Genomic DNA, 19,709 nt, shown 5'->3' on the forward strand with positions numbered 1-19,709 from the left:
CCGAAGTGTATCTACATCGTTCCGACGTACTCCAACCCCGACGGCAAAGTCTGGTCGCTCGAGCGGAGAAAAGAACTGCTCCGGCTCGCGGAAAAATACCACACGATCGTGTTTGAAGATGACCCGTACGGCGACATCAAGTTCGATGAAGCAGAAACCGTGGCGCCGCTCGCCTCGCTCGATGAAAACAAATACGTCGTCTACACGAGCACCTTTTCCAAAACGGTCGTGCCCGCCATGCGTACCGGCTGGATTACGGGGCCGTACCAGATCATCCGGATGATGGCGCAGGCGAAGCAGGCGACTGACCTGCACACGAACTCGCTGACCCAGCACGCGCTCGTGAAGCTGCTCGAAGATTTTGATCTCGACGCCCACATCCGCACGCTGCAGCGCACGTATAGAGAACGGATGCATGTCATGAAAGACATTTTCGACCGTGCCGAGGACATCGATATCCGCTACCACGAACCAAAAGGAGGCATGTTCTTCTGGGTTTCCATGCCGGAATACGTGAACACGAAAGCGCTCCTTGACGACGCGGTTGACAACGGCGTCGCCTTCGTACCCGGCGCCCCGTTCTACGTAAACCAGCCCGCCCAGAACACGATGCGCCTCAACTTCACCCACGCCGAACCGGAGTTGATCGAAGAAGGCATGAAACGACTGGTGGAAGTCATGAACAGCGCGCCGGTCCAGAAATAAGATGCTGATGGATGGAATCCTGCGCGCGGGATTCCATCTTTTTTTTGCGTTGCGGGGAGGATAAAGGGACACTAAGTTGATGAGTTCATGTGTTAGTGTCCATGCAAGGGCAGGTTGTGGACACTATCCCTCTGTTTACCGCGATTAGTATCCACCGGTGAAAAAGAGGAACCACTGGCGCCGGATTCCCGCGGCTTAGTGTCCACGGATGCAGGATGGAAGGACACGAAGCCGCTGTTTTTCCATCGCAGTATTCCTTGGCATACATATGAAGATGGTAGAAATGTGAATTTATGGGTTGTGAAATGAGAGCAGGATAAATAGAAAGAGGGGGCAAAGATGCAGAAGAACGCAGGTTTACTACTGTTCTCGATTAATCTGCTTATCGTTTTTGGAAGCGGATTTGTGATTAGTTATGTGAGAACCGGTGACTTTTATATAGGGCAGATGATAGGCACAGCCGCAGGAATCATCCTTTTCGTCCCATTCCTGATTTGGCGGATACGGAACAAGTACTCTTGATGTCTTGAATATCGGTTAGGAAAAAGATAACGTTATTCTGTACTTTAAAATAACGAAGTATTGGATAATCAAAGAGGCGGTGATTTGGTGGCAGTGAAATACGATCCCCTGCGGGACAAAGAAAAGAAAAAGCACAAGAAGAAGCTGGGTCGTCGTCGAACTATATTATTTGTTTCCGTCTTAAGCTTAATAATTTTGATTAATGTTGGTTCTTATATTTTTGGTTTTAGTACGGACTGGTTGGATGATTGGTTGAATAGATTAAGCTTTTAAATGTAATTCGTATGTCCATGTTGGCACCGGCCTCAAATATGTAACCCTCCCCCTGCATTTTCTTCACGCGGAGGGGAGGGCGATGGAAAATAAAAAACGTTTTATGAACGAACATCCAATTTTAAGGAATCTACGTATTGTTTGGCTTCTACCAGGGAAAGGCCCAGTGCTTCTCTTACCCTTTTTACGGCTTTCACGTCTTTGTTTTCTCTCAGCAGCTGCCGGCATTCATGATTGATCGGCATGTCAGGTGTGTCCGTTTGGCTGGACAGCTGGTTCACCATATAGTTCAATCCCCGGACCCGGCCCTTAAGTTGAATAACACTGAAGAGTAAATACACACATATTCCTAAAAGCAGCACGTCAATAAATTGAAGAACCACTACAATTCCTCCCTCTCTGCATCTTGACTTTTGCATGGCAGCATGTCAGAAAGCCGCCTTTCCGCTTAAAAACTAATGATACTTACAAACAACTCGAATACAGCTACGATAAAAAAAACAACAGCCCATCCTTTTCTATTTTCCCGACTTTGATCTACACCAAGTAGTATAAACAATACTACTAAAAGCAGGTTGGTGTAAGGCTGTATTCCATGGTTGTCCGTAATCAAACTATAACTTGCTAAAACAACCACTATAACGGCTGAAATACTTATTAATATTTTCATCAGCGGCATCCTTCCTTTGTCTCGTACCTTTCAGGATATTTATCAACATCTTCACATATTTTAACATTTCCTGTAATGTATTAAAATATGGAGTAATCGCTGTTTTCTATTACGGCATCCTGCTTTCTTTCCATATAAGAACGGAACAAGGTGATGATAGTAACATGATAGGCATTATAGTACGCGGTATGGCTGTAGGCGTTACAGAAATAGTCCCTGGGGTCAGCGGAAGCACCGTCGCGATGATTGTAGGTATCTATGAACGGCTGCTCCACTCATTAAGCATTTTAACAACAAGGCGGAGGAGAGAAGCGATTCCCTTTCTTCTCACCTTTGGCGTTGGTATGATGATTGGTTTCACTGCTGCTCTGTATGTTATTGATTTTTTATTAGATACCTACCGTACGCAGACGATGATGTTTTTTGTAGGTATCATTGTCGGTTTTCTGCCGTATCTTTGGAAAGAAACGGTTCAACAGGCACAAACAGGTCTTCAAATGAAACACTATGCCATCATGGCCCTGTCTCTCTGTATTGTTGTTATTGGGCAGATGGCAGGAGGTTTTCATACAATGGATGGGAACAATCTATCTGCAGCTGAATACATATTTATCGTTATTTCAGGGATGCTTGCCAGCACAGCTCTTGCTCTTCCCGGCATCAGCGGCTCTTTAATTTTGACCATACTGGGACTTTATGAAACAGCAACAACAGCACTGATGACGCTGAACCTGCCAATTATAGCTGCCATCGGTTCCGGAATGATAGCGGGTGTTTTGTTTATAAGTAAACTCATCCGGTACCTTCTCGCGAATTATCCGGCGGCAACGTATGCAGCAATGGTCGGTTTGGTGAGTGGTTCGATATTTGCCATTTTTCATTCTTTAGAGGGGACGCTGAACAGTCAAGTCATCATTATGTCTTTACTAACATTCCTGACCGGTGTCATCAGTGTGATACTTTTAAACCAAACCTCACATCCCCGGTCCGAATGAATATAGCATTTCATATAGTTAACATCCTATTCTTTGGTTTTGCCGCCTTTGTGTATTATGTGTGATGTCATCTCATTCGGGATATTCCAAGAGTGGAATTTAGTCTTTGGTTCGGTATTTTTTTAGTTTTTGGAATATGGCTTACGGGTTATATCGTTCAATTCAGGAGAACATCCTATGTATGGAAGATTATCTGGCTTTTATTAACCGTTGTGCTTATGTTTTTATCGTTCGCTGTTTTTGCCCCTTTCCTTGCTTCCACTTTCTTCGAAAACTAAACCGCCGTGCAGCATGCTGTGAACACGATGAAGCATGAAAGGCATGCTGTCCTCTTCAAAGCATTCTTCCGTCTATTCATGCGTAAGCTATCCTTTCATTTTTATTTTTGTTATCCCGAGTAACAAATGAAAGTATAAGTTAGAAGCAAAAAAACCGAGTATGGCAAATAAAATTCCTGCTGATGGGTAGAGAGCTGTAAAGAACATAACATAATAAAAAGTACCAATGAGTAGACCAACTACAGAATATAAACCCAACAGCACAAAGTAACGCAACGGTTTTGATCTTCCTTTTCTATCAATAATTATAGACAAGGGTATCCCTATGAGAAAGAAAACAGGTCCAGCAAAAATAAGAGCAAAACGAAATTCGTCAAAAAACGTAGGATAATAAATGTCAGGTTCGCGTTGAGAATTAGGTACATAAGACAACCAAGAACCAATAGCTGCAAAAATTGCTGCGAATATAAGAGAAGATCCTGCTGCCACTGATAACTTTTTCACCTTTACACCTCGTTACTGATTATATAGTTTAACAATGATAAACAAACAAGAGTTTAGGATAAAAGTGAACATAGGTTACTTCCTAATTGTAAGAAACGTAACATATCCGCTGAACGCAGCTCCAGCCATTTTTTATCAAAAAAATGTCTATAACTAAAACTAAAACCGGGTGTTTTACGAATATACGCATAGAAAAGGAAAGTCCGCGGGGAATGGAAGTGGTCGAAGGGGTTATGAATCAGGAGAAAAAATGGATCAAAGCGATACAAAAACGCTCAAGTGAAGAAGCCGCTGATCAGCTGGTCCGGGCCTATTACAAAGAGATCTATGCCTTTGTATATAAACAAACCTATGATCCGGAGCTGGCCAAAGATCTGACCCAGGAGATTTTTGTAAGCATGCTGCGAAGTATTTACCGGTATGATGGCAGGTCATCTTTTCGAACATGGCTCTATAAGATAGCCAATTCCCGGATTATTGATTACTACCGTTCCAGGTCTTATAAGGAGAACAAACACGCCACCATTCCGTCGGAAGAGATACTGGAAGAGCCGGAGAACTTCACGGTGACGATAGAAAAGAAAGAAGAGGCCCGGGAGATGTTGGATATTCTAGCGCGGTTTGATGCGCCGTACCAGCAGATTGTCCGGCAGAAAATATACGCTGAACGGACATTCGCAGAAATCGCAGCAGGTATGGATCTGCCCGAGTCTACGGTGAAATCCAAATATTACGCTGTCGTTAAACGAATTCGAAAGGAATTAAAGGGGGAGAGAAATGAGTAAAAAAAGACAGGCTGTCCCTTACCCCGATGAAAGAGAGATGGAACACGAAATCGACACCATTCTTTCCAAAGGACTTCATCCCGCCCCGTCGTTTGGGCATTATCTGCTTGCGATGTACAGACAGGTCGGCTTTCGATATATATTCCGGGATGCGACCGAAATCGTATTTTCCCTTGTGCTGGCCATTATCGTTCTTGCCGCTATGGGAATCGCAGCGCAAAACTATACGGCTTTTCCTCCCGACAACCTGTACACCTGGATATTTGGATGGTCGCCTGCGCTGTATATGGTTGTGGCTTATTTTTTCTTTATGAACAAAGATCATCATCCAAGCTACGAGATAGAGATGACATGTAAATACAATGTGTATCAGCTGGCTGCTTTTCGTATGCTCATCTTTAGTCTGGCGGCGATGATGATAAATGGAGTTATTCTCTTTTTTATCGCGGGGGAATATCAGCTGAATTTTTACTTTGCGTTTATCCTGTCCACCACTTCTCTGTTTTTGTTTGCGACTCTGTTTTTATATATTCAGCTGAAAAGAAACTCCCGTTTTTCGAAGCTGGTTGTCATGGCAGGGTGGGGAGTTATCAACATGATTCTTTCTTTCGTCAGCTCAGAAATGTACCAAAACATTCTACAGCACATTCCATTTTATGTTTACGGGATTATGACGGCAGGTGGTTTTCTTCTTTTTTATAAGCACTTGAAAAAACTTACGATGTATACGCGGGCGAAAGGAGTGGTGTGAATGTTAGCGGTTCGTAATGTCAGCAAAACATTCGGCCGGTTTTCAGCACTGGAGGACATAACGATAGAATTTGATAAGGGAGTATATGGTCTGCTTGCGCCTAACGGTGCCGGAAAAACAACCCTCATTAAGATGCTGGTGACTCTTTTATTTCCTACGAATGGAGATATCCTGTACAACGGTACAGACATCTCCGACCTGGATGAGCAGTACCGCGACGTGCTCGGCTACCTTCCCCAGGAATTCGGGTACTACAAGAATTACAGCCCGGAGCAGTATTTGTTGTACCTGGCGGCTTTGAAAGGAATGAACAAAAAAACAGCCAAAGCAAGAATATCTGAATTACTCCACCTCGTTCATTTAGAGGAGGTGTCCCGCAAAAAAATGAAAAAATTCTCAGGCGGTATGATTCAACGTGTCGGCATTGCCCAGGCGATGTTGAACGATCCTGAAATCCTGATATTGGATGAACCGACGGCCGGCCTGGATCCAAAAGAAAGAGCACGCTTTAGGAAACTGCTCACAGAACTGGCGCGGGACCGGATTGTGATTCTATCCACCCACATCGTATCGGACGTAGAATCCATCGCCAATGAAATCATTTTGATAAAGAGTAAACAGGTTTTATATAAGGATAACGTTGAAAATATCTCAACCCTTTTGGACGGCAGAATCTATGAAACAGATATTCCTATTTCCGACATAGAGTCTTTTCAGGAACGTTACACTGTCCTGGCGGAAAAAAATGAACATGAAAAAATCAAAGTCCGTTTTGTGGCGGACGAGGAATCCGGGGCAGGCTGGCAGCGTGTCACACCAATGCTGGAAGATGTGTTTTTGTACATTTATGATGATGAAGGTGCCGCGGTATGATTCTGAAACAGGAACTGCTTAAAATAGTAAAAACGCCTGTCATCCCCGCTCTTTTAGCTTTTTTTATGCTTATCAATTTGATAATCATCATCAGTGATTATCATCAAAAGGACGAGATGAAGGTTCTTACAAATATGGTGGAGAAATACGGATACCACATCGATGAAGAGATGCTCAGCAGCATGGAAGATGATTACAAAGAAAACGTGACTTGGATGAATCAGGTTGTTCAGGTGAATGACAAAACGTATGAGCACCCTTCCGCATTGTTGTCGAACGATTCTATTTCCTTACAAGAAAGGCTGAATGATCAAAAGCTTCGTAAGCTTCAAAAGTTTTCAGTGATGGAGCAGTATTACCGAACCAGCAGACAGGTGGATGATATATATCAAAACATACAGGTGAGTAAACAGGCGGAAAAATTAATCAACATGTACAATCTCCAAGGTGAGGCCGCTGAAACAGTGCGGAATGGGTATCAAAAAGTGAAAGAACGTTTAGCAGAAATTATAGACAATGGAGAGCATCGAAATCTATTTTTTAAAGGAACCGCGTATGAAAAGCATTCCTTTCTTTTCGGCAGTATAGCAAGGGCGTTGATTTTTGAATTAATGGGGCTTGTTGTGCTTATTACAGCCTTTGCGGTAAATTTCGAGTTTGAACAAAAAACCCATTTACTTACATATACGAGCCGGACCGGCCGGAATCTGGTTTGGCACAAAGCTGCCGCCGCAGCTGTTTCGACTCTTGCTGTCATCGCTGTGCTGACTGGTTTCACATTGCTGTGTTACTTTCTCATTTATGACTATTCAGGTTTATGGCACGTGCCGATCAGCAGTTATTTTAACACGGAATTAAAGTTCCCTTACATTTCGTGGTGGAACGTGTCGTTTATTCAGTATCTCGGTTTGTTCATTGTCTGCCTGACGCTTACACAGCTGCTGTTTATGGCAATCAGTATGATATTGTCTATTTTTATAAAAAACAGTTATATCGTGTTTTTAGTGTTCAGTATCATCTTTGGAATCGGGCTCTTGGTTCCAACAATGATGCCGTTAAACCAGAATGTAATGTTTGCTGTACACTTTACTCCTTTCAGTCTTATTTTAAATCCCCATACCTGGTTCATGGGAAACGGAGCTCTCACTTTTTTCCGTTATTATGAAGCTGCCACGATAGGAGGCTGGATGGTACTGCTTGCCATTCTTGTAAGTGTAAGTGTTCGCTTTTTTAAGAAGCAACCATTGTCATAAGGAGAGATGAACGTGAAACTGCTGGGCTATGAAATGAAAAAATTAATGAACTGGAAGATCATTGGATTGGTTGTTATAATCAGTGCTGTTTTTTATCAACTGTTTATGGCTTTTGATTTCGAATACTTTCCCAATGGAAAAAATAAGCTTCATACATTTATGATATCGAGAGAAATGATAACGGAATACGGACAGGAAATGAATGAACAGGAATTTTCGGATTTTCAACAGACGTATCGCGGAGAAGTAGAAAAAGCCAATCAGTATCTTCAATCCAATGAGGAATTTGCGGAAGCCGGCATATCTACTTATGAACAATTCACTAAAAGTAGCAATGAATTACGGGATAAAGTGATGTTTGATAGAGACGTAGATGTGTTCTGGGAATTGCAGGCGCGGGAAGGAATAATGAACCAATATGAATTAAGAACTAAAATGCCTCATATACCGGAGGGAAACGAAAAGGAACGGAAGAGGATACAAGAAGTTAAAAACAGCGGTGGAATGAAAACTATACTACCAAATGAAGTAGTGTCCAATTATAATTCATTAATTTCTTCGCTGGCTGTCCTTATCGTGTTAAGCGTGATGATCGTCGTGTCCCGTGTTCATATTACAGAGGAAAAGAGTCATATGAGAATGCTGCAGTATACCACCCACAAGGGAAGGTATTTGTTTAAGACCAAAATAGCCGCATCGTGCTTATCGGCCTTTTTCATTACAGCGGTTCACCTTGCCGTATTTTTTATGCTTTACCGTACGAACCATACCGGTATCTTTTTGGATTCCCGTCTTCATTCTTTTCTCCATTTTAAATTTTATTGGATTGAGTTTAGTTTTCTGGGTTATATCCTGACTACGGTGGGCGCGGTATTTATCTTATCCTTTATTACAGCAGCTGTGGCACTATTCATTTCCAGAATGGTCTCAAGGTATATTACATTGGTTGGCGGTCATATTCCAATGGCAGTTATTTTGATATTTTTGATTTCCCAGTATCTCGTTTACTATCTGCTGACTACTGATTATCCTATGTATCTTACCATAACTACGTACGCAGGTTTGATCGCCGTAAGCACTTTCCTCCTCGTTTACAGATGGACGAAAGAAAAACGGATGGATATCGTCTGAGGTAAGGTAAAGGCTGAACAGTTTTCATTCGGTATCCTGATTTTCATTTCTGTTTGATAAGGGTATATGGAAACGCTGTTACCGTATTCAGGAATTAATGGGCTGTGTTTGGTTATCAGATCATCAAGATACATGGCATCAAGGAAAGCAAAACCCCATCCTTACATTAGAGAGGCAACTCTAAAAAGGATGGGGTTCTCATAACCCACTGAAATTGTTGCCCTCTTTGAAGGGCCGTCTGCATCGTTCAAGAGCTAGGGGCAGTTTCCGCTGTCCCTGCCTTTTATTATGCTCTAACTGTACCATATTATGATAATAATATCAAAGCAGTAAATGGAAACTCAGCAGAAGAAGTATTCGTTAGGCATGAAACAGCGGCTCGGGATTGCGCAGGCAATTATGGAGAAGCCGAGCGTTGTCGTTTTGGATGAACCGACGAACGGACTGGATAAACAGGGCGTGAAAGACGTACGTGAGATTATATTGAAGCTGAAAGCGGAAGGTGCCGCTGTCCTTATATCGAGCCACATCCAGGAAGATATCGACGAAGTGAGCGATGAGGTGTACGAAATGGACGGCGGCCGCATCCAGCGTGTGGACGAAAGAATCGGACAGTCTTAATAGAACACAGGATGGAAGCCGGTCGGGTTTCCATCTTTTTTGCAGCGCTGGAAAGGGTGTGGACACTAAGTGATTGATATGGCAGCTTAGTGTCCCCCGGCATTAGTTTTGAGTCCACTATCACTCTATCATTTACGAATAGTATCCTCGGGTGAAAATTGGGAACCACTAACACCAGTTTTCAAGCGGCTTAGTGTCCACGGACGTAGATTCGGTGGACACTAAACAGCTTTTTCAAATGTACAGTGTCCCTATGGAATACGTCCTGGCGGAAGCCTCTACGTAAAATGTCTCATCGTTTACTATTCTGTATTTTTTCCAGCAAAAATATTCAGTCTGCCGCATAAATGGTCCAGGCCTGCTTATCCTAATGACAGAAAGAACAAAGGAGGGCCTGCAATGGATATTGTACGTGCAAAGGAAATTTCGGAGTCACCTGTTATGGCAGGCGTCACTTACGGCGGAACGCCTGTCTATATTCAGCGCGTCCATGATGAAGATAATACAGCAAGGATCTATTCGCTTGGGGATCCCGACCATGAACTGACCGTGCCGCTGCACGATTTGATGGAAGATTAAAGGCATTTCTTCTGCGGAATGTCTTTTTTATTTCCCGGGCAAGTCCGAAAGGTGGAAGAAAGGAATAATGGATAAGAATAAATTACTGTTAATCCCTGCTGTGCTCGTATTTTTTTTATTCTCTGTTTCGAGCGCGGAGGCCGGTGTTATTTATACGGTGCAGGAAGGGGACTCTTTATGGGATATTTCCCGGAAGTATGATACCCGGCCGGAAACACTGACAAAGATAAATGGAATAACGCAGACGTCGTTGCTGCTGCCCGGCCAATCGCTGATCATCCCGGGTCAGGAGTATGTGATAGAAGAAGGGGGCTCTCTTTGGAAAACAGCCCACCTCCATCAAACGACCGTTCCGAAATTAAAAGAAGAGAATAATCTTTCTTCTGACGTCGTGCATCCCGGGAAGAAGCTGACCATACCGCGGAGTCCCAAAGAGCGTATCCATACAGGTGCGTTTTTTCAACCCGGCACCCCGGAGGAGAATAAATGGGCGATGCAGTTCTATCGTCAGTATTTGAGTTCCGTCGGTTTTTTTGAATACCGGCCGGACCAAAACGGACAGTTAAGCAGCCTGCACGGGGAACATGCCATCAAACAGGCCTGGAAGCAGGGAATGACGCCCTATGCGACAATTACCAACTTAACCCCGGAAGGTTTCGATGCTTCGCTGGCACACACGCTGCTGAACAGCACAGCGAAACGAGAGGCTTTTATTGAAAACATGGCATCGCTCGTTGATCAAAAACAATATAAAGGTGTTATTATCGATTTTGAAAATCTCGATCCCAGGGACAGAAGTGCGTTTCATTCCTTTATAAAAGCTCTTTCTGCTCGGCTCGGTGACATCGGCGGTCAAGTTGGACTGGCCCTTCCGCCTATGCAGGGAGACGGGGAGCCTGCTTATCACGGAGCGTATGACTATAAAGCACTGGGAGCCGATGCGGATTTTGTTTTTTTAATGACATATGACTGGCACTGGGCCGGAGGAGAAGCCGGTCCCATAGCGCCTATCAATAAAGTGGAACGGACGATTCAGTATGCGTCCTCTGTCATGCCAAGTGAAAAAATATATCTGGGATTTGCTATGTATGCGTATGACTGGGTGGTCTCGTCTGATCAAACAAAAGCAGAGGCCTATTCCCAGCGTCAGGCCTTAAAGACGGCCGTCCAAAAATCAAGTGAAATCCAGTATAATTACTACAAAGCCACCCCTTTTTTCCGGTATCATGACAAAAACGGGAAACAGCATGAAGTCTGGTTTGAAGATGCACGATCCCTGCTGCCGAAATATCGTCTCGTCAAAAAATACGATCTGCAAGGACTCGGCGGCTGGAAAACCGGACTGCGGTTTCCCCAGGCAGGATACCTTTTGAAAGATGAATTCATTATTGAGTGATATCTTTCGGTTAACGCGGATCCGCCGGGCCCGGTTTGAACGAATATAGGGGATTGGAACAGGAGAGTATAAAGAACGAAAGGAGGTCCCTATGAAGCATACGAAGGCCCTTTTGATAAAAGGAATAACCACTCTTATTGTGCTGTTTCTGATCCTTGGCATTATGTACGGCGTTTCGTTCTTGCCGGTACTCCTGCTCACCATCATTGTCGGGGCTGTGTCGTACCCTGGAGATATATTTATTCTTCCGAAGATCCAGAATGTACCCGCTGTTCTGGCAGATTTCGTCCTTGCTTTTATCCTGTTGTGGGGGGCGGGGGCTGTTCTTTCCGGGGTTGATGTCCCCGCAGCAGGAGCTGCCATCGCTGCTGCCGTTCTAGCCTTCTGCGAATATTATTTTCATATGTATCTTGCCACCCACGTTCTTCCTTCGAATAACAACCTCATGATGGACACGCAGTAAACCGTTCTCCGGCGCGGGCAGGACTTCCCCCTTCTGCCTGCGTTTTTTTATTTATCCCTTCTTTTAAAACAGCTCCTGTACGGCCGGTGTTTCTTGATGCTGCGCATACATGGAATGGCTTTCCGTCTTTTTTTGAGGCGGGGAGGAGAGAGGACACTACGTCATCGATACAGTGCTTTAGTGTCCACCAACGCGGCTTTTGGGTACACTGGTTCTTTATTTTTTACGGTTAGTGTCCACCGGCGGGAAACAGGAACCATTAGCGCCGGCTTTCTGCGGCATAGTGTCCATGGACGTGGATTCGGTGGACACTGCATTGTTTTTTCCTCATCATAGTGTCCTAAGGGAACACGTCACATGAAATTTTCTAATCACTTTCTAATTCCACGAGCTTATTAGTGATCATATCCAGTTCCTGTTCCGCGGCTTCATTTGAAATGATGTCTTCTTTTAACAAACGTTCCACTGCCTCATGCTGCGCGTACAGGGAATGCCGCAGCAGGGTGGCCTGCTGCTTTTCTTTCAGGTGGGGATGTTTTTGAAAAAGGTGTTCCATTTCTTCCTGTAATGTTTCCAGTGTATTTTCGTATTCATCCAAAATTTCTCTCGTTGCGGTGTCGGTCAGAAACAAGTTTTCCTTCACTCTGGTTATTTCGGCGGCAGCGTTTTTATACCGGTACACACGGGCGAGGAGTGCTTCAAATTCCTTATTCCCTTCCGCTTTTTTATTCACTCCGAGCAGGGATATTAATGGTTTAATCGTCAGCCCCTGTCCGACAAGTGAAAATAAAACGACGCTGAACGCCATGATTAACAGCTCTTCCCGGCCTGTGAAGTCCCGCGGGAGGCTGAGCACCAGGGCGATGGAAAGCGACCCTTTTAAACCGCCCCAGTTCAGAATGTGCATCCACCGCGGCGGGGCTTCTTTCACAAAGAATAAGCTGGAGTATACCGCTGCACTTCTGGCAAGAAGAACGATAACAATCGCGGCAAATATCAAGCCCCATTTGTCCGTGATGTCGATCCGGGTAATTTCGAGTCCCACCATCAAAAAGACAAGGGAGTTGGCAAGGAGGGCCGCTACGTCCCAAAAACTGCTGATATTTAATTTGGTGGCCGGGCTCATCCCGATTTCGGCCCCGTAATTCCCAAGTATCAACGCCGCCGTCACGACGGCAATGACACCGGAGGCATGAATCGTTTCCGCGAGTATAAACGAACCGTAAAAAAGGAGGAGGCTGAATAGTATTTCGAGCGGGTAGTCATCAAAATATTTGGTTAGAAGGGAGACAACATATCCCAGGGCACCGCCGATGATGAAACCAAGAGATACCACTTTCACAAATTCCCACAAACCGTGTACCGCTCCAACCATCCCCAGATCGGTATACGTAAGCAGGGAAAAGGCGGATATATTAAACAGAACCACAGCCACCCCGTCATTGAATAAACTTTCCCCTTCAATCACCGTCGACAGCCGTTCGTTCACGCCGACGGTTTTGAAAATGGAAAGTACACTGACCGGATCGGTGGCGCTCATCACAGCAGCAAACACAAATGCCGCGGGAATCGACAGCTGCAGCACCCACATGGACGAAAACCCAATAACTCCAAACGACACCAGAATGCCAATGAGTACTAACGCGATAATCGGCTTTTTATTTTCATTTAACTGGGAAGAAGGAAGCTTCAGCGCCGCTTCACCGAGTAAGGCCGGCAGAAACAGGGTGATCACGACAAAGTGAAAGACCTCCTCCTCGGTAATGAAGGTAATAAAAGGTTCCATCAGCGGTATATCAATAAGCCCGATGATCGTGCCGACAATAACGAGTACAATCGGGTACGGCTGTTTGCACTTCTTCGCGATCGCCGTCGTTCCCGCAGCAATCATCACCAAAATCAGACCCAGTGAAAAAATATGGTGTAAATCCAACTCCTCCATCACGTTCCTCCTGTGTTGTGTGAACGACATTCTTTCTTACCCTGTATTTTGACCAAATCATCCAAAAGTACATATAAGATAAGAAAAAAAGCGCAAAAATTCCTGCGTGTGTATGGGGGGGAGACACAAGACACACTTTAATTCAAGCGGAAAATGAATGGAACGTGTGTAATGTCAATGTAAGTGTTGTATAATAGCAGGAAGAGGTGAATCCCGTGAGTGTAAAAAAACAAGATTTGCATGATTTAGTGGAACAAATCAAGGAGGAGCATAATAAAACGGCTTATGACGTTTTAAATAAATTTGTTCAGGGAGAATTCACCGTGATTGATGGGACCGTTGTGGAATGTGATGATTCTCCTTTTACAAAAGAGGAAAAAGAAGCAGTAGAAGAAGCGGAAAGCAATATAAATAACGGAGAATATGTTACTTTTGAGGAGTTAAAAGATGACCTCAAATTATAAAGTAATCATTGAAAAGAAAGCAGAAAAATTTATAAAAAAACAGGATGCCATCCGAAAAAAACAAATAATGAAAGTTATAGAACAGCTCCAAGTCGATCCTTATCGTGTAGGGAATGTGAAGCCTGTAAAGGGCAGTGATTTTGAAACCTACAGGTACCGGCTTGGAGATTTTCGTTTATAGTCAGCTAATTTTAAATTTTGGCGTTTTTGAGATCCAGTTCCAGCGCCCAGCCGCTCGGAGGATCACAAGATGTGAGTCAGTTCGACGTTGTCACAGGACGTGACGGCTTTAGTCGAACTTCCTGGTCATAGCGACTTCGGGCAGCAGGCTGCCCGGCGCGCCCGGTCCAGAACCTGTCGCGGCTGCCCAGGGCGCTTGCGCTTTTCTTAATATACCGGATACATAATGACGAATTGATAATCCTTGTCTTAGATATAGGTCCAAGAGGCAGCATCTACAAAAAACAAAGCTGAACCACATCCCCTTCCTTATTGTTCAAATGCCGATTGAAGGCAGGAGGAATACCCGTAAGTGTTTGATTTTCATTAATCAAGCCTTTCGATGAATTGTTTCACTTCTTTTTTCATGGCTGCATCATCCAACTCAGAGTTTTCCAGGTACGTCCAGGTATAGGTTATACCGTTTATGTTAAATTCAAAATTGGTGATGTCTTTTTCCATGCTTCCTGTGCCGGTATACACACGATGGCCGGAGATGGTGGTGGAGTTTCTCAATTTCGATGCATGTTGAGAAATTTTATATCGCACCACGAGCTTCTCGTCTGATTTGTATGGGCCGTACAAGATTTTAAAATTGTGTTGTTCTTCCCAGTCCTTTAAATGCTGCTGGTTTTGAAAATAGTCTTTCAGTTGATTTTTGACCGATTGGGAATAATAGACATACAACTGTTCCGGATCGTTGTTGTCGTCATATTCAATATGAGCCTGTGAAATCGTGTAATGCTCTGCATCAAGCAGGCTGATATCCTCTGAAAATGATTCAGAAAGGGCCTGATCAACATCCTCCCTGCCCTGGACGCGGTCATCTGTCTGGCTGCACGCGGAGATAAAGAAAATAAGAAAGAAAGCTGCCAAGCCGATTTTCAACAATTTCATGTTTATCCCTCTTGTTTTGATGTGTTGGAATTCCTTTCCTTGATTGTAACAAAGAAAACTGTTTGTAAGCGTCAAAACAACGAAAATACCTGCCAATGCGGGACTTGGCTCGGTACCCAGTCGTCCACATGCGGACATGCTCTTAATACGGAAGCAATTCTTTCATATAATACTCGCCTTCTGGATTCTGCTCCTGCAGCAGTCGGACGGTGAGTTTGACGTCGTCGAGGGCGCGGTGGTTCTGGGAATCTGTGATGCCGTGGCGGCGGCAGAGGTCGAGCAGTTTTTTCGTAGGGAAGCCGTACTGTTTCCAGGCCACGTTCTTCACGGAACAGCGCCACGTCATGCGGCCGGTCTCCGGGAAGTATTTTTGTACGAAGCCGCGGTCGAACGAGGCGTTGTGGGCAATCAGCACGTCGGTTTCGGCGAACAGGCGCCGGAGCCGGGGGGCATCCATTTCCTTACCGGCGACGTCGCGGTCGCGGATGCCGTGAACCTTAATGACGCCGGGAGGGATCGGAAAGGAAGGTTGATGAAGATTGTTGACTTCTTCGAGAATTTCCGTAATCTCTCCGCTGGCTTCGTCCACCCGGCAGAGCATGACGCCGATTTCCACGACTTCATCGGCTGCTTTGGACATGCCGGTCGTTTCCACGTCGACGACAGCCGCGTTCAGAGTACGGCTGCCGGCAGCGGTGGGAAACGACAGGGCATAACCGGCGCTTCCGGGCAGTCTGCGGATCGTGCGGCTGTGCTGGATGTACCACTCCGCCGCTTTTGCATCGCTGGACCGGAGGGCTTCCAAGGCCGCCTGCCGGCTGGAAAGACCGGGATGTTGTTCCACAGCCGCGTGAACGGCGTCTCTGGCTTTTTCCATTTCGTCAATCCGGTCGAGCGCCGCCTGTTTGCGTTCGTGTTGGTATGCGCCGGCATCCGCGGCCCGCTCCACGACATGGCGTGCCTGCTCAAACTCATCCCGCGCCGCCAGGGCTTGAATAAGCAGGTCGCGGCAGGGAAGCGAACGAGGTACGTCGGGAAGCCGGGGCACAACGTCCGGCAGAAGTGCCAAGGCGTGCTCACACAACTCCATCAACGCCGTACTGTGGGCGCGGGACTGTTTTAATGATTCCTGCAGCGCGTTCCATTGGTCGAGTGGATGGGTTTCGTTTCTCATTCGCTGATAATCTCCTTCACCCGGCCGACGCTTCCATCCTCGAGCCGGACTTTGATACCGTGCGGGTGGGACGGGGAGTTGGTGAGAAACGTTTGAATGACGCCCCGTGTCCGCTTTCCGGAGCGCTGATCGCGTTTTAGAACGATATCGACTTCCATGCCTGCCTTTAAATCGGCGCGGCGTTGTCCATTACCTGCCATTACTGTTCACCCCGTATCCTTCGCTTCGGTATAACCGGTACGCTTCCTGGAATGCCTTGGCCGTACCTTTGTGTCTCGCCAACCGGCGTTCGAGGACGCTTCGGTGAGCTTCCGGAAACAGAAAAAACACCCCGGATGTCATCGAAAAATCGTCAAACGGCAGGAGGCGCGCAAACAGAATATCTCCTTTAACGGCGCTTGCGCTGAAGTTTGTATCGATAATGGTCCATTCCCCGCCGCCGAAAACGTCGCGGAGCCGGACGAGTCCGTCGATACGGCTGCCGCCGGTCACTTCATACAGCGAGGCGTGACTCCGCAGTCCCGCGTCCAGAACAGCACGCCGGTCTCCTTCTTCCTCGTGCTGCGCGTCGTACTGCCGGATGAGCGGCCTGCCGCCTAGTACCTCGTCATAAATGCCGGTATCGGCGATCGCGTCTTTATCAAACACGGCATCGTCCTCAAACGGCACCCCGAGTCTGTCCCCGATATCCCGCATCGTCCGCGGTCCGCGCTGTTCAATTAAGTAGGAAAACATGTCGCCGTGCAGCTGCACCCCGGTCTGACGAAGCTCCTGGTAGCGCTCCCGCTGCTCCCTGCGCTGCTTGACCGCTTCGGGCTGCAGCAGATGATGGTTTGTCTTTTCCAGTTCATCCAGCTCGTCGGCATGACGACCGAGAAACAGTTCCGCGACAGGGTAAAAGGAAGAAAGGTCCTTTTCCTCTTCTCCCTGCACGAGACGAAGCTGCTCTTTCTGCTGGTCTTCCGGCAGAGCGAGAAAGTCACGCAGGGCCGCGTCCGCGTCTTTTGGAGCCGATTCAGCGGACGGAAGCCAGGCCGCGCTGCTGTCGTTTTGCAGCGTTTCAAGTTCCCACAGGCTGTGCGCCGCGACGTCGCGCAGCGTTTCCACGTCGAGATCGTTGTAATGCGGAATGCTGAGGAGCGTCTGCTGGAAAAAATCGTGCGACGCTTCGGCATTCACAGTGTCGAGCAGCTGGGCGAGGGTGTACAGCGCTTCGGTGTGCTTCGGATCAAGCGCCACCGACTGTTCCAGCGCCGCAGCCGCAAGATCCGCGCGGTGCCCCCGGTAGTACAGCACAGCGAGTTTGTACCATAGAAAGGCGCTGTCCGGCTCTTCTTCGATGTAGGCGAGGAGCCGTTTTTCCCCGTCCGCGGCCCATTCCGGCTTGTACCCGTCAAACAGGCGGGATTCGCCGTTTACCGGCATGGACGGGTCATTTTTACTGGCCGTATTCCCGAGCAATCCTTCGGTGAGGGCGCGTTCGAGCCGCTCGCCCCATTCCCAGCCTTCCGCGGCATTGCAGTGCCCGCACCGGAAATAAAGCGGGAACTGCACGTCGAGCTTGCTGATATCCTGTTGAATGATGGTCGCGGTATCGACAGAAGCATGCACGAGCAGCGGTTGGCCGATGTTGTATTTGGCCCGGTGGCCGCATGCCCGGCACGTCAGCGTGTGACGGTTGCGCCGGAAAAAGCGGGGCATCGTGTGAAGATGATCCGCCGCCTGCTGCACGTAGGTCCCGGGAAGCCGGTCACTCTCCGGCATGTCCACTTCCTCCGGCAGAGAACCGCCCGTCAGCAGGTTGTATAATTGTGGTTCAATGAGAAGCATGTCTATGTATCCTTTCACGCATTTTTCTTCATTTTATCACAGAATGCCGGTGGTGAAACGGGAACCGGCATAAGAAGGAGGAGAAGTGATGAAAACAGAAAGTCACAGGAAGCGGAAAAGTTGATTGCGTACCCTGACCAACGGAAGTGTAATATTGGATATAAGTATCGTCATAAAGAGGTATATGCTGGTATTTCAACTTGCTTGTACGTTATCATTAAGCATCACCAGCGGGGATTTTTTGCAAGATATTGGCGGGCTGAGAAGGAAAGGCATCGCTATGTTTATAAAAAAGATTAAAAGAGCGTGTTTCTGCAAACTCTTGAAAAAGGGTTCTAAGTTAATTGTGTTTCTAAATCAATTATTGGGGGTGAAGGTTGACGAACTCCATCCCAAATAATTGACTTAGAATCTATTTTAGAAACCACAAACCCCCACCTTTAAATTTAGAGTGACCCAATAATATGAGACAGGAAAAAACACCCCCTATGTCGTATATGATAGTAATCGACAATTTAGGAGGTGTTTTTCTTTATGGGTAAACATAGACATTATCCAGAAGAAATAAAACAACAAGTCATTCAAATGAAGTTGTCAGGGGACTGCACCAACAAACAAATCATGGAGAAGTTCGGTATTAAAAACAAAAATCAAATAAAAACGTGGATGAAGTGGTACCGCAACGGGGAACATCATAGGTTAGCACAACCTGTTGGCAAGCAATACACTTATGGAAAAGGGCCGGACGATGATAGGGAAATCACTCAACTACGTCGAAAAGTGACCTATTATGAAATGCGGGATGAACTTTCGGGAAAGTACCAGGAAATCGAAAGGAGGTGGTACCAGAAGTTTTTGTAGAAGTGGTGGAAGCTTTTAAAGATCGTTATACAGCGACAGACATCTGTCGATGCTTTGAGATTCCAAGATCTACGTATTACCGATGGAGAGCAGGTGTGAATCGAGAAATGCCGGAACTCCATCAATTAATCATTACTATTTGTAAACAACTTTCGCATCGTGTCGGTCACCGAATGGTGACAGATTTGTTACGGAAAGATCATGAGATCAAGGTGAATCGAAAGACTGTTCAAAAGGTAATGCAGAAATATGATATTCAGTGCCGTGTCAAAGTAAAGCGGCAAAAGCATATTGCCGGAGAAAGCAACATCGTTGTTTCGAACCTGTTAAAACAGAACTTTAAAGCGGACCAACCGAATCAGAAGTGGGTAACGGATATTACGTACTTACCGTATGGTCCGAAGATGTTATATTTATCAACGATCATGGTATACTGGACCCAAGATTTCAGACACGAAAAAAGGATGTGTTAAGGTGTGGGTATGAAACGTAAACGATATACCCCAGCATTCAAAGCGCAGAT

23 protein-coding genes and 1 pseudogene are annotated in these 19,709 nt (G+C 46.1%); 16 read left to right on the plus strand and 8 right to left on the minus strand.

From position 1 onward, the window contains the following. From BM124_RS17830 to BM124_RS19095, 3 genes are all read left to right on the plus strand, one after another. Window positions 1-705: aminotransferase-like domain-containing protein (locus BM124_RS17830; RefSeq protein WP_139217159.1), on the plus strand; the 705-nt coding region annotated here is incomplete at its 5' end. Window positions 706-1,044: 339 nt separating this feature from the next. Continuing rightward, window positions 1,045-1,227: a hypothetical protein gene (locus tag BM124_RS17835; protein ID WP_093339719.1), complete on the plus strand. Its 183-nt coding sequence runs from the start codon at window positions 1,045-1,047 to the stop codon at window positions 1,225-1,227. An 87-nt stretch (window positions 1,228-1,314) separates the two neighbouring features. Next, a complete protein-coding gene (locus BM124_RS19095; protein ID WP_170841225.1) occupies window positions 1,315-1,500 on the plus strand; it encodes a hypothetical protein in 186 nt (61 codons plus the stop codon). 101 nt (window positions 1,501-1,601) lie between these two features. Here the strand turns inward: BM124_RS19095 and BM124_RS19610 are convergent, their stop codons facing one another. Further along, window positions 1,602-1,883 carry a hypothetical protein gene (locus BM124_RS19610; protein ID WP_093339724.1) on the minus strand — a complete coding sequence of 94 codons (282 nt, stop codon included), beginning with the start codon at window positions 1,881-1,883 and terminating at the stop codon, window positions 1,602-1,604. 65 nt (window positions 1,884-1,948) lie between these two features. After that, window positions 1,949-2,170: a DUF3953 domain-containing protein gene (locus BM124_RS17850; RefSeq protein WP_170841226.1), complete on the minus strand. Its 222-nt coding sequence runs from the start codon at window positions 2,168-2,170 to the stop codon at window positions 1,949-1,951. Window positions 2,171-2,334: 164 nt separating this feature from the next. Here BM124_RS17850 and BM124_RS17855 point away from each other — a divergent pair, with 164 nt between their 5' ends. Beyond that, window positions 2,335-3,165 (plus strand): DUF368 domain-containing protein, encoded by an 831-nt coding sequence (locus BM124_RS17855; RefSeq protein ID WP_093339729.1) that lies wholly within the window; start codon window positions 2,335-2,337, stop codon window positions 3,163-3,165. Between the two features lie 365 nt (window positions 3,166-3,530). Here the strand turns inward: BM124_RS17855 and BM124_RS17860 are convergent, their stop codons facing one another. After that, window positions 3,531-3,947 carry a hypothetical protein gene (locus tag BM124_RS17860; RefSeq protein WP_093339732.1) on the minus strand — a complete coding sequence of 139 codons (417 nt, stop codon included), beginning with the start codon at window positions 3,945-3,947 and terminating at the stop codon, window positions 3,531-3,533. Between the two features lie 212 nt (window positions 3,948-4,159). On the opposite strand from BM124_RS17860, the gene BM124_RS17865 reads away from it, so the two are divergent. The 9 genes from BM124_RS17865 (at window position 4,160) to BM124_RS17905 (ending at window position 11,799) form a co-directional block, all read left to right on the plus strand. Then, complete coding sequence (locus BM124_RS17865) at window positions 4,160-4,732, plus strand: RNA polymerase sigma factor (RefSeq protein WP_212634985.1); 573 nt, start codon at window positions 4,160-4,162, stop codon at window positions 4,730-4,732. Beyond that, a complete protein-coding gene (locus BM124_RS17870; protein ID WP_093339734.1) occupies window positions 4,725-5,483 on the plus strand; it encodes a hypothetical protein in 759 nt (252 codons plus the stop codon). The genes BM124_RS17865 and BM124_RS17870 overlap by 8 nt, the downstream gene beginning before the upstream one ends. After that, window positions 5,484-6,356, plus strand: coding sequence for an ABC transporter ATP-binding protein (locus BM124_RS17875; RefSeq protein WP_093339737.1), 873 nt, complete (start codon window positions 5,484-5,486; stop codon window positions 6,354-6,356). Next, window positions 6,353-7,609, plus strand: a complete 1,257-nt coding sequence (locus tag BM124_RS17880) for an ABC transporter permease subunit (protein ID WP_093339740.1) — start codon at window positions 6,353-6,355, stop codon at window positions 7,607-7,609. Before BM124_RS17875 ends, BM124_RS17880 begins: the two co-directional genes overlap by 4 nt. Before the next feature lie 12 nt (window positions 7,610-7,621). Beyond that, on the plus strand, window positions 7,622-8,740 hold the full coding sequence (locus BM124_RS17885; RefSeq protein ID WP_093339742.1) for a hypothetical protein: 1,119 nt from the start codon (window positions 7,622-7,624) through the stop codon (window positions 8,738-8,740). A 333-nt stretch (window positions 8,741-9,073) separates the two neighbouring features. Further along, the gene (locus BM124_RS17890) at window positions 9,074-9,361 is read left to right on the plus strand and encodes an ATP-binding cassette domain-containing protein (RefSeq protein WP_093339745.1); all 288 of its coding nucleotides are present in this window, start codon (window positions 9,074-9,076) and stop codon (window positions 9,359-9,361) included. A gap of 399 nt (window positions 9,362-9,760) precedes the next feature. Then, window positions 9,761-9,940 carry an H-type small acid-soluble spore protein gene (locus BM124_RS17895; RefSeq protein WP_093339748.1) on the plus strand — a complete coding sequence of 60 codons (180 nt, stop codon included), beginning with the start codon at window positions 9,761-9,763 and terminating at the stop codon, window positions 9,938-9,940. 67 nt (window positions 9,941-10,007) lie between these two features. Next, window positions 10,008-11,336 (plus strand): glycosyl hydrolase family 18 protein, encoded by a 1,329-nt coding sequence (locus BM124_RS17900; RefSeq protein WP_093339753.1) that lies wholly within the window; start codon window positions 10,008-10,010, stop codon window positions 11,334-11,336. A 91-nt stretch (window positions 11,337-11,427) separates the two neighbouring features. After that, window positions 11,428-11,799 carry a DUF2512 family protein gene (locus BM124_RS17905; protein WP_093339755.1) on the plus strand — a complete coding sequence of 124 codons (372 nt, stop codon included), beginning with the start codon at window positions 11,428-11,430 and terminating at the stop codon, window positions 11,797-11,799. A gap of 367 nt (window positions 11,800-12,166) precedes the next feature. Here the strand turns inward: BM124_RS17905 and BM124_RS17910 are convergent, their stop codons facing one another. Next, window positions 12,167-13,741: a cation:proton antiporter gene (locus BM124_RS17910; RefSeq protein WP_093339758.1), complete on the minus strand. Its 1,575-nt coding sequence runs from the start codon at window positions 13,739-13,741 to the stop codon at window positions 12,167-12,169. 215 nt (window positions 13,742-13,956) lie between these two features. Between BM124_RS17910 and BM124_RS17915 the strand changes: the two genes are divergently transcribed. After that, entirely contained in the window at window positions 13,957-14,205 is a 249-nt protein-coding gene (locus BM124_RS17915; RefSeq protein ID WP_093339760.1) for a hypothetical protein, read from the plus strand. Beyond that, a complete protein-coding gene (locus BM124_RS17920; protein WP_093339764.1) occupies window positions 14,189-14,386 on the plus strand; it encodes a type II toxin-antitoxin system RelE family toxin in 198 nt (65 codons plus the stop codon). Before BM124_RS17915 ends, BM124_RS17920 begins: the two co-directional genes overlap by 17 nt. Window positions 14,387-14,751: 365 nt before the next feature. Here BM124_RS17920 and BM124_RS17925 read toward each other — a convergent pair whose 3' ends face one another. From BM124_RS17925 to BM124_RS17940, 4 genes are all read right to left on the minus strand, one after another. Further along, window positions 14,752-15,321, minus strand: a complete 570-nt coding sequence (locus BM124_RS17925) for a hypothetical protein (protein WP_093339766.1) — start codon at window positions 15,319-15,321, stop codon at window positions 14,752-14,754. A 142-nt stretch (window positions 15,322-15,463) separates the two neighbouring features. Beyond that, complete coding sequence (locus tag BM124_RS17930) at window positions 15,464-16,495, minus strand: exonuclease domain-containing protein (RefSeq protein WP_093339769.1); 1,032 nt, start codon at window positions 16,493-16,495, stop codon at window positions 15,464-15,466. After that, window positions 16,492-16,695 carry a YwbE family protein gene (locus BM124_RS17935; protein WP_093339772.1) on the minus strand — a complete coding sequence of 68 codons (204 nt, stop codon included), beginning with the start codon at window positions 16,693-16,695 and terminating at the stop codon, window positions 16,492-16,494. The genes BM124_RS17930 and BM124_RS17935 overlap by 4 nt, the downstream gene beginning before the upstream one ends. After that, a complete protein-coding gene (locus tag BM124_RS17940) occupies window positions 16,685-18,343 on the minus strand; it encodes a tetratricopeptide repeat protein (RefSeq protein WP_139217161.1) in 1,659 nt (552 codons plus the stop codon). Before BM124_RS17940 ends, BM124_RS17935 begins: the two co-directional genes overlap by 11 nt. A 516-nt stretch (window positions 18,344-18,859) precedes the next feature. Here BM124_RS17940 and BM124_RS19395 point away from each other — a divergent pair. Continuing rightward, window positions 18,860-19,614, plus strand: a pseudogene (locus BM124_RS19395) (IS3 family transposase); the annotation flags it as partial. Window positions 19,615-19,709 lie beyond the last annotated feature (95 nt).

The sequence above is a fragment of the Salibacterium halotolerans genome (genome assembly GCF_900115625.1).
In the GTDB taxonomy this organism is placed as follows: domain Bacteria; phylum Bacillota; class Bacilli; order Bacillales; family Marinococcaceae; genus Salibacterium; species Salibacterium halotolerans.

Coding starts and splice junctions, on each gene's coding strand:
- BM124_RS17835 (WP_093339719.1), top strand. CDS start 1,045: ATGCAGAAGAACGCAGGTTTACTACTGTTCTCGATTAATCTGCTTATC.
- BM124_RS17850 (WP_170841226.1), bottom strand. CDS start 2,170: ATGAAAATATTAATAAGTATTTCAGCCGTTATAGTGGTTGTTTTAGCA.
- BM124_RS17855 (WP_093339729.1), top strand. CDS start 2,335: ATGATAGGCATTATAGTACGCGGTATGGCTGTAGGCGTTACAGAAATA.
- BM124_RS17865 (WP_212634985.1), top strand. CDS start 4,160: ATGGAAGTGGTCGAAGGGGTTATGAATCAGGAGAAAAAATGGATCAAA.
- BM124_RS17870 (WP_093339734.1), top strand. CDS start 4,725: ATGAGTAAAAAAAGACAGGCTGTCCCTTACCCCGATGAAAGAGAGATG.
- BM124_RS17875 (WP_093339737.1), top strand. CDS start 5,484: ATGTTAGCGGTTCGTAATGTCAGCAAAACATTCGGCCGGTTTTCAGCA.
- BM124_RS17880 (WP_093339740.1), top strand. CDS start 6,353: ATGATTCTGAAACAGGAACTGCTTAAAATAGTAAAAACGCCTGTCATC.
- BM124_RS17890 (WP_093339745.1), top strand. CDS start 9,074: ATGGAAACTCAGCAGAAGAAGTATTCGTTAGGCATGAAACAGCGGCTC.
- BM124_RS17895 (WP_093339748.1), top strand. CDS start 9,761: ATGGATATTGTACGTGCAAAGGAAATTTCGGAGTCACCTGTTATGGCA.
- BM124_RS17900 (WP_093339753.1), top strand. CDS start 10,008: ATGGATAAGAATAAATTACTGTTAATCCCTGCTGTGCTCGTATTTTTT.
- BM124_RS17905 (WP_093339755.1), top strand. CDS start 11,428: ATGAAGCATACGAAGGCCCTTTTGATAAAAGGAATAACCACTCTTATT.
- BM124_RS17910 (WP_093339758.1), bottom strand. CDS start 13,741: ATGGAGGAGTTGGATTTACACCATATTTTTTCACTGGGTCTGATTTTG.
- BM124_RS17920 (WP_093339764.1), top strand. CDS start 14,189: ATGACCTCAAATTATAAAGTAATCATTGAAAAGAAAGCAGAAAAATTT.
- BM124_RS17925 (WP_093339766.1), bottom strand. CDS start 15,321: ATGAAATTGTTGAAAATCGGCTTGGCAGCTTTCTTTCTTATTTTCTTT.
- BM124_RS17930 (WP_093339769.1), bottom strand. CDS start 16,495: ATGAGAAACGAAACCCATCCACTCGACCAATGGAACGCGCTGCAGGAA.
- BM124_RS17935 (WP_093339772.1), bottom strand. CDS start 16,695: ATGGCAGGTAATGGACAACGCCGCGCCGATTTAAAGGCAGGCATGGAA.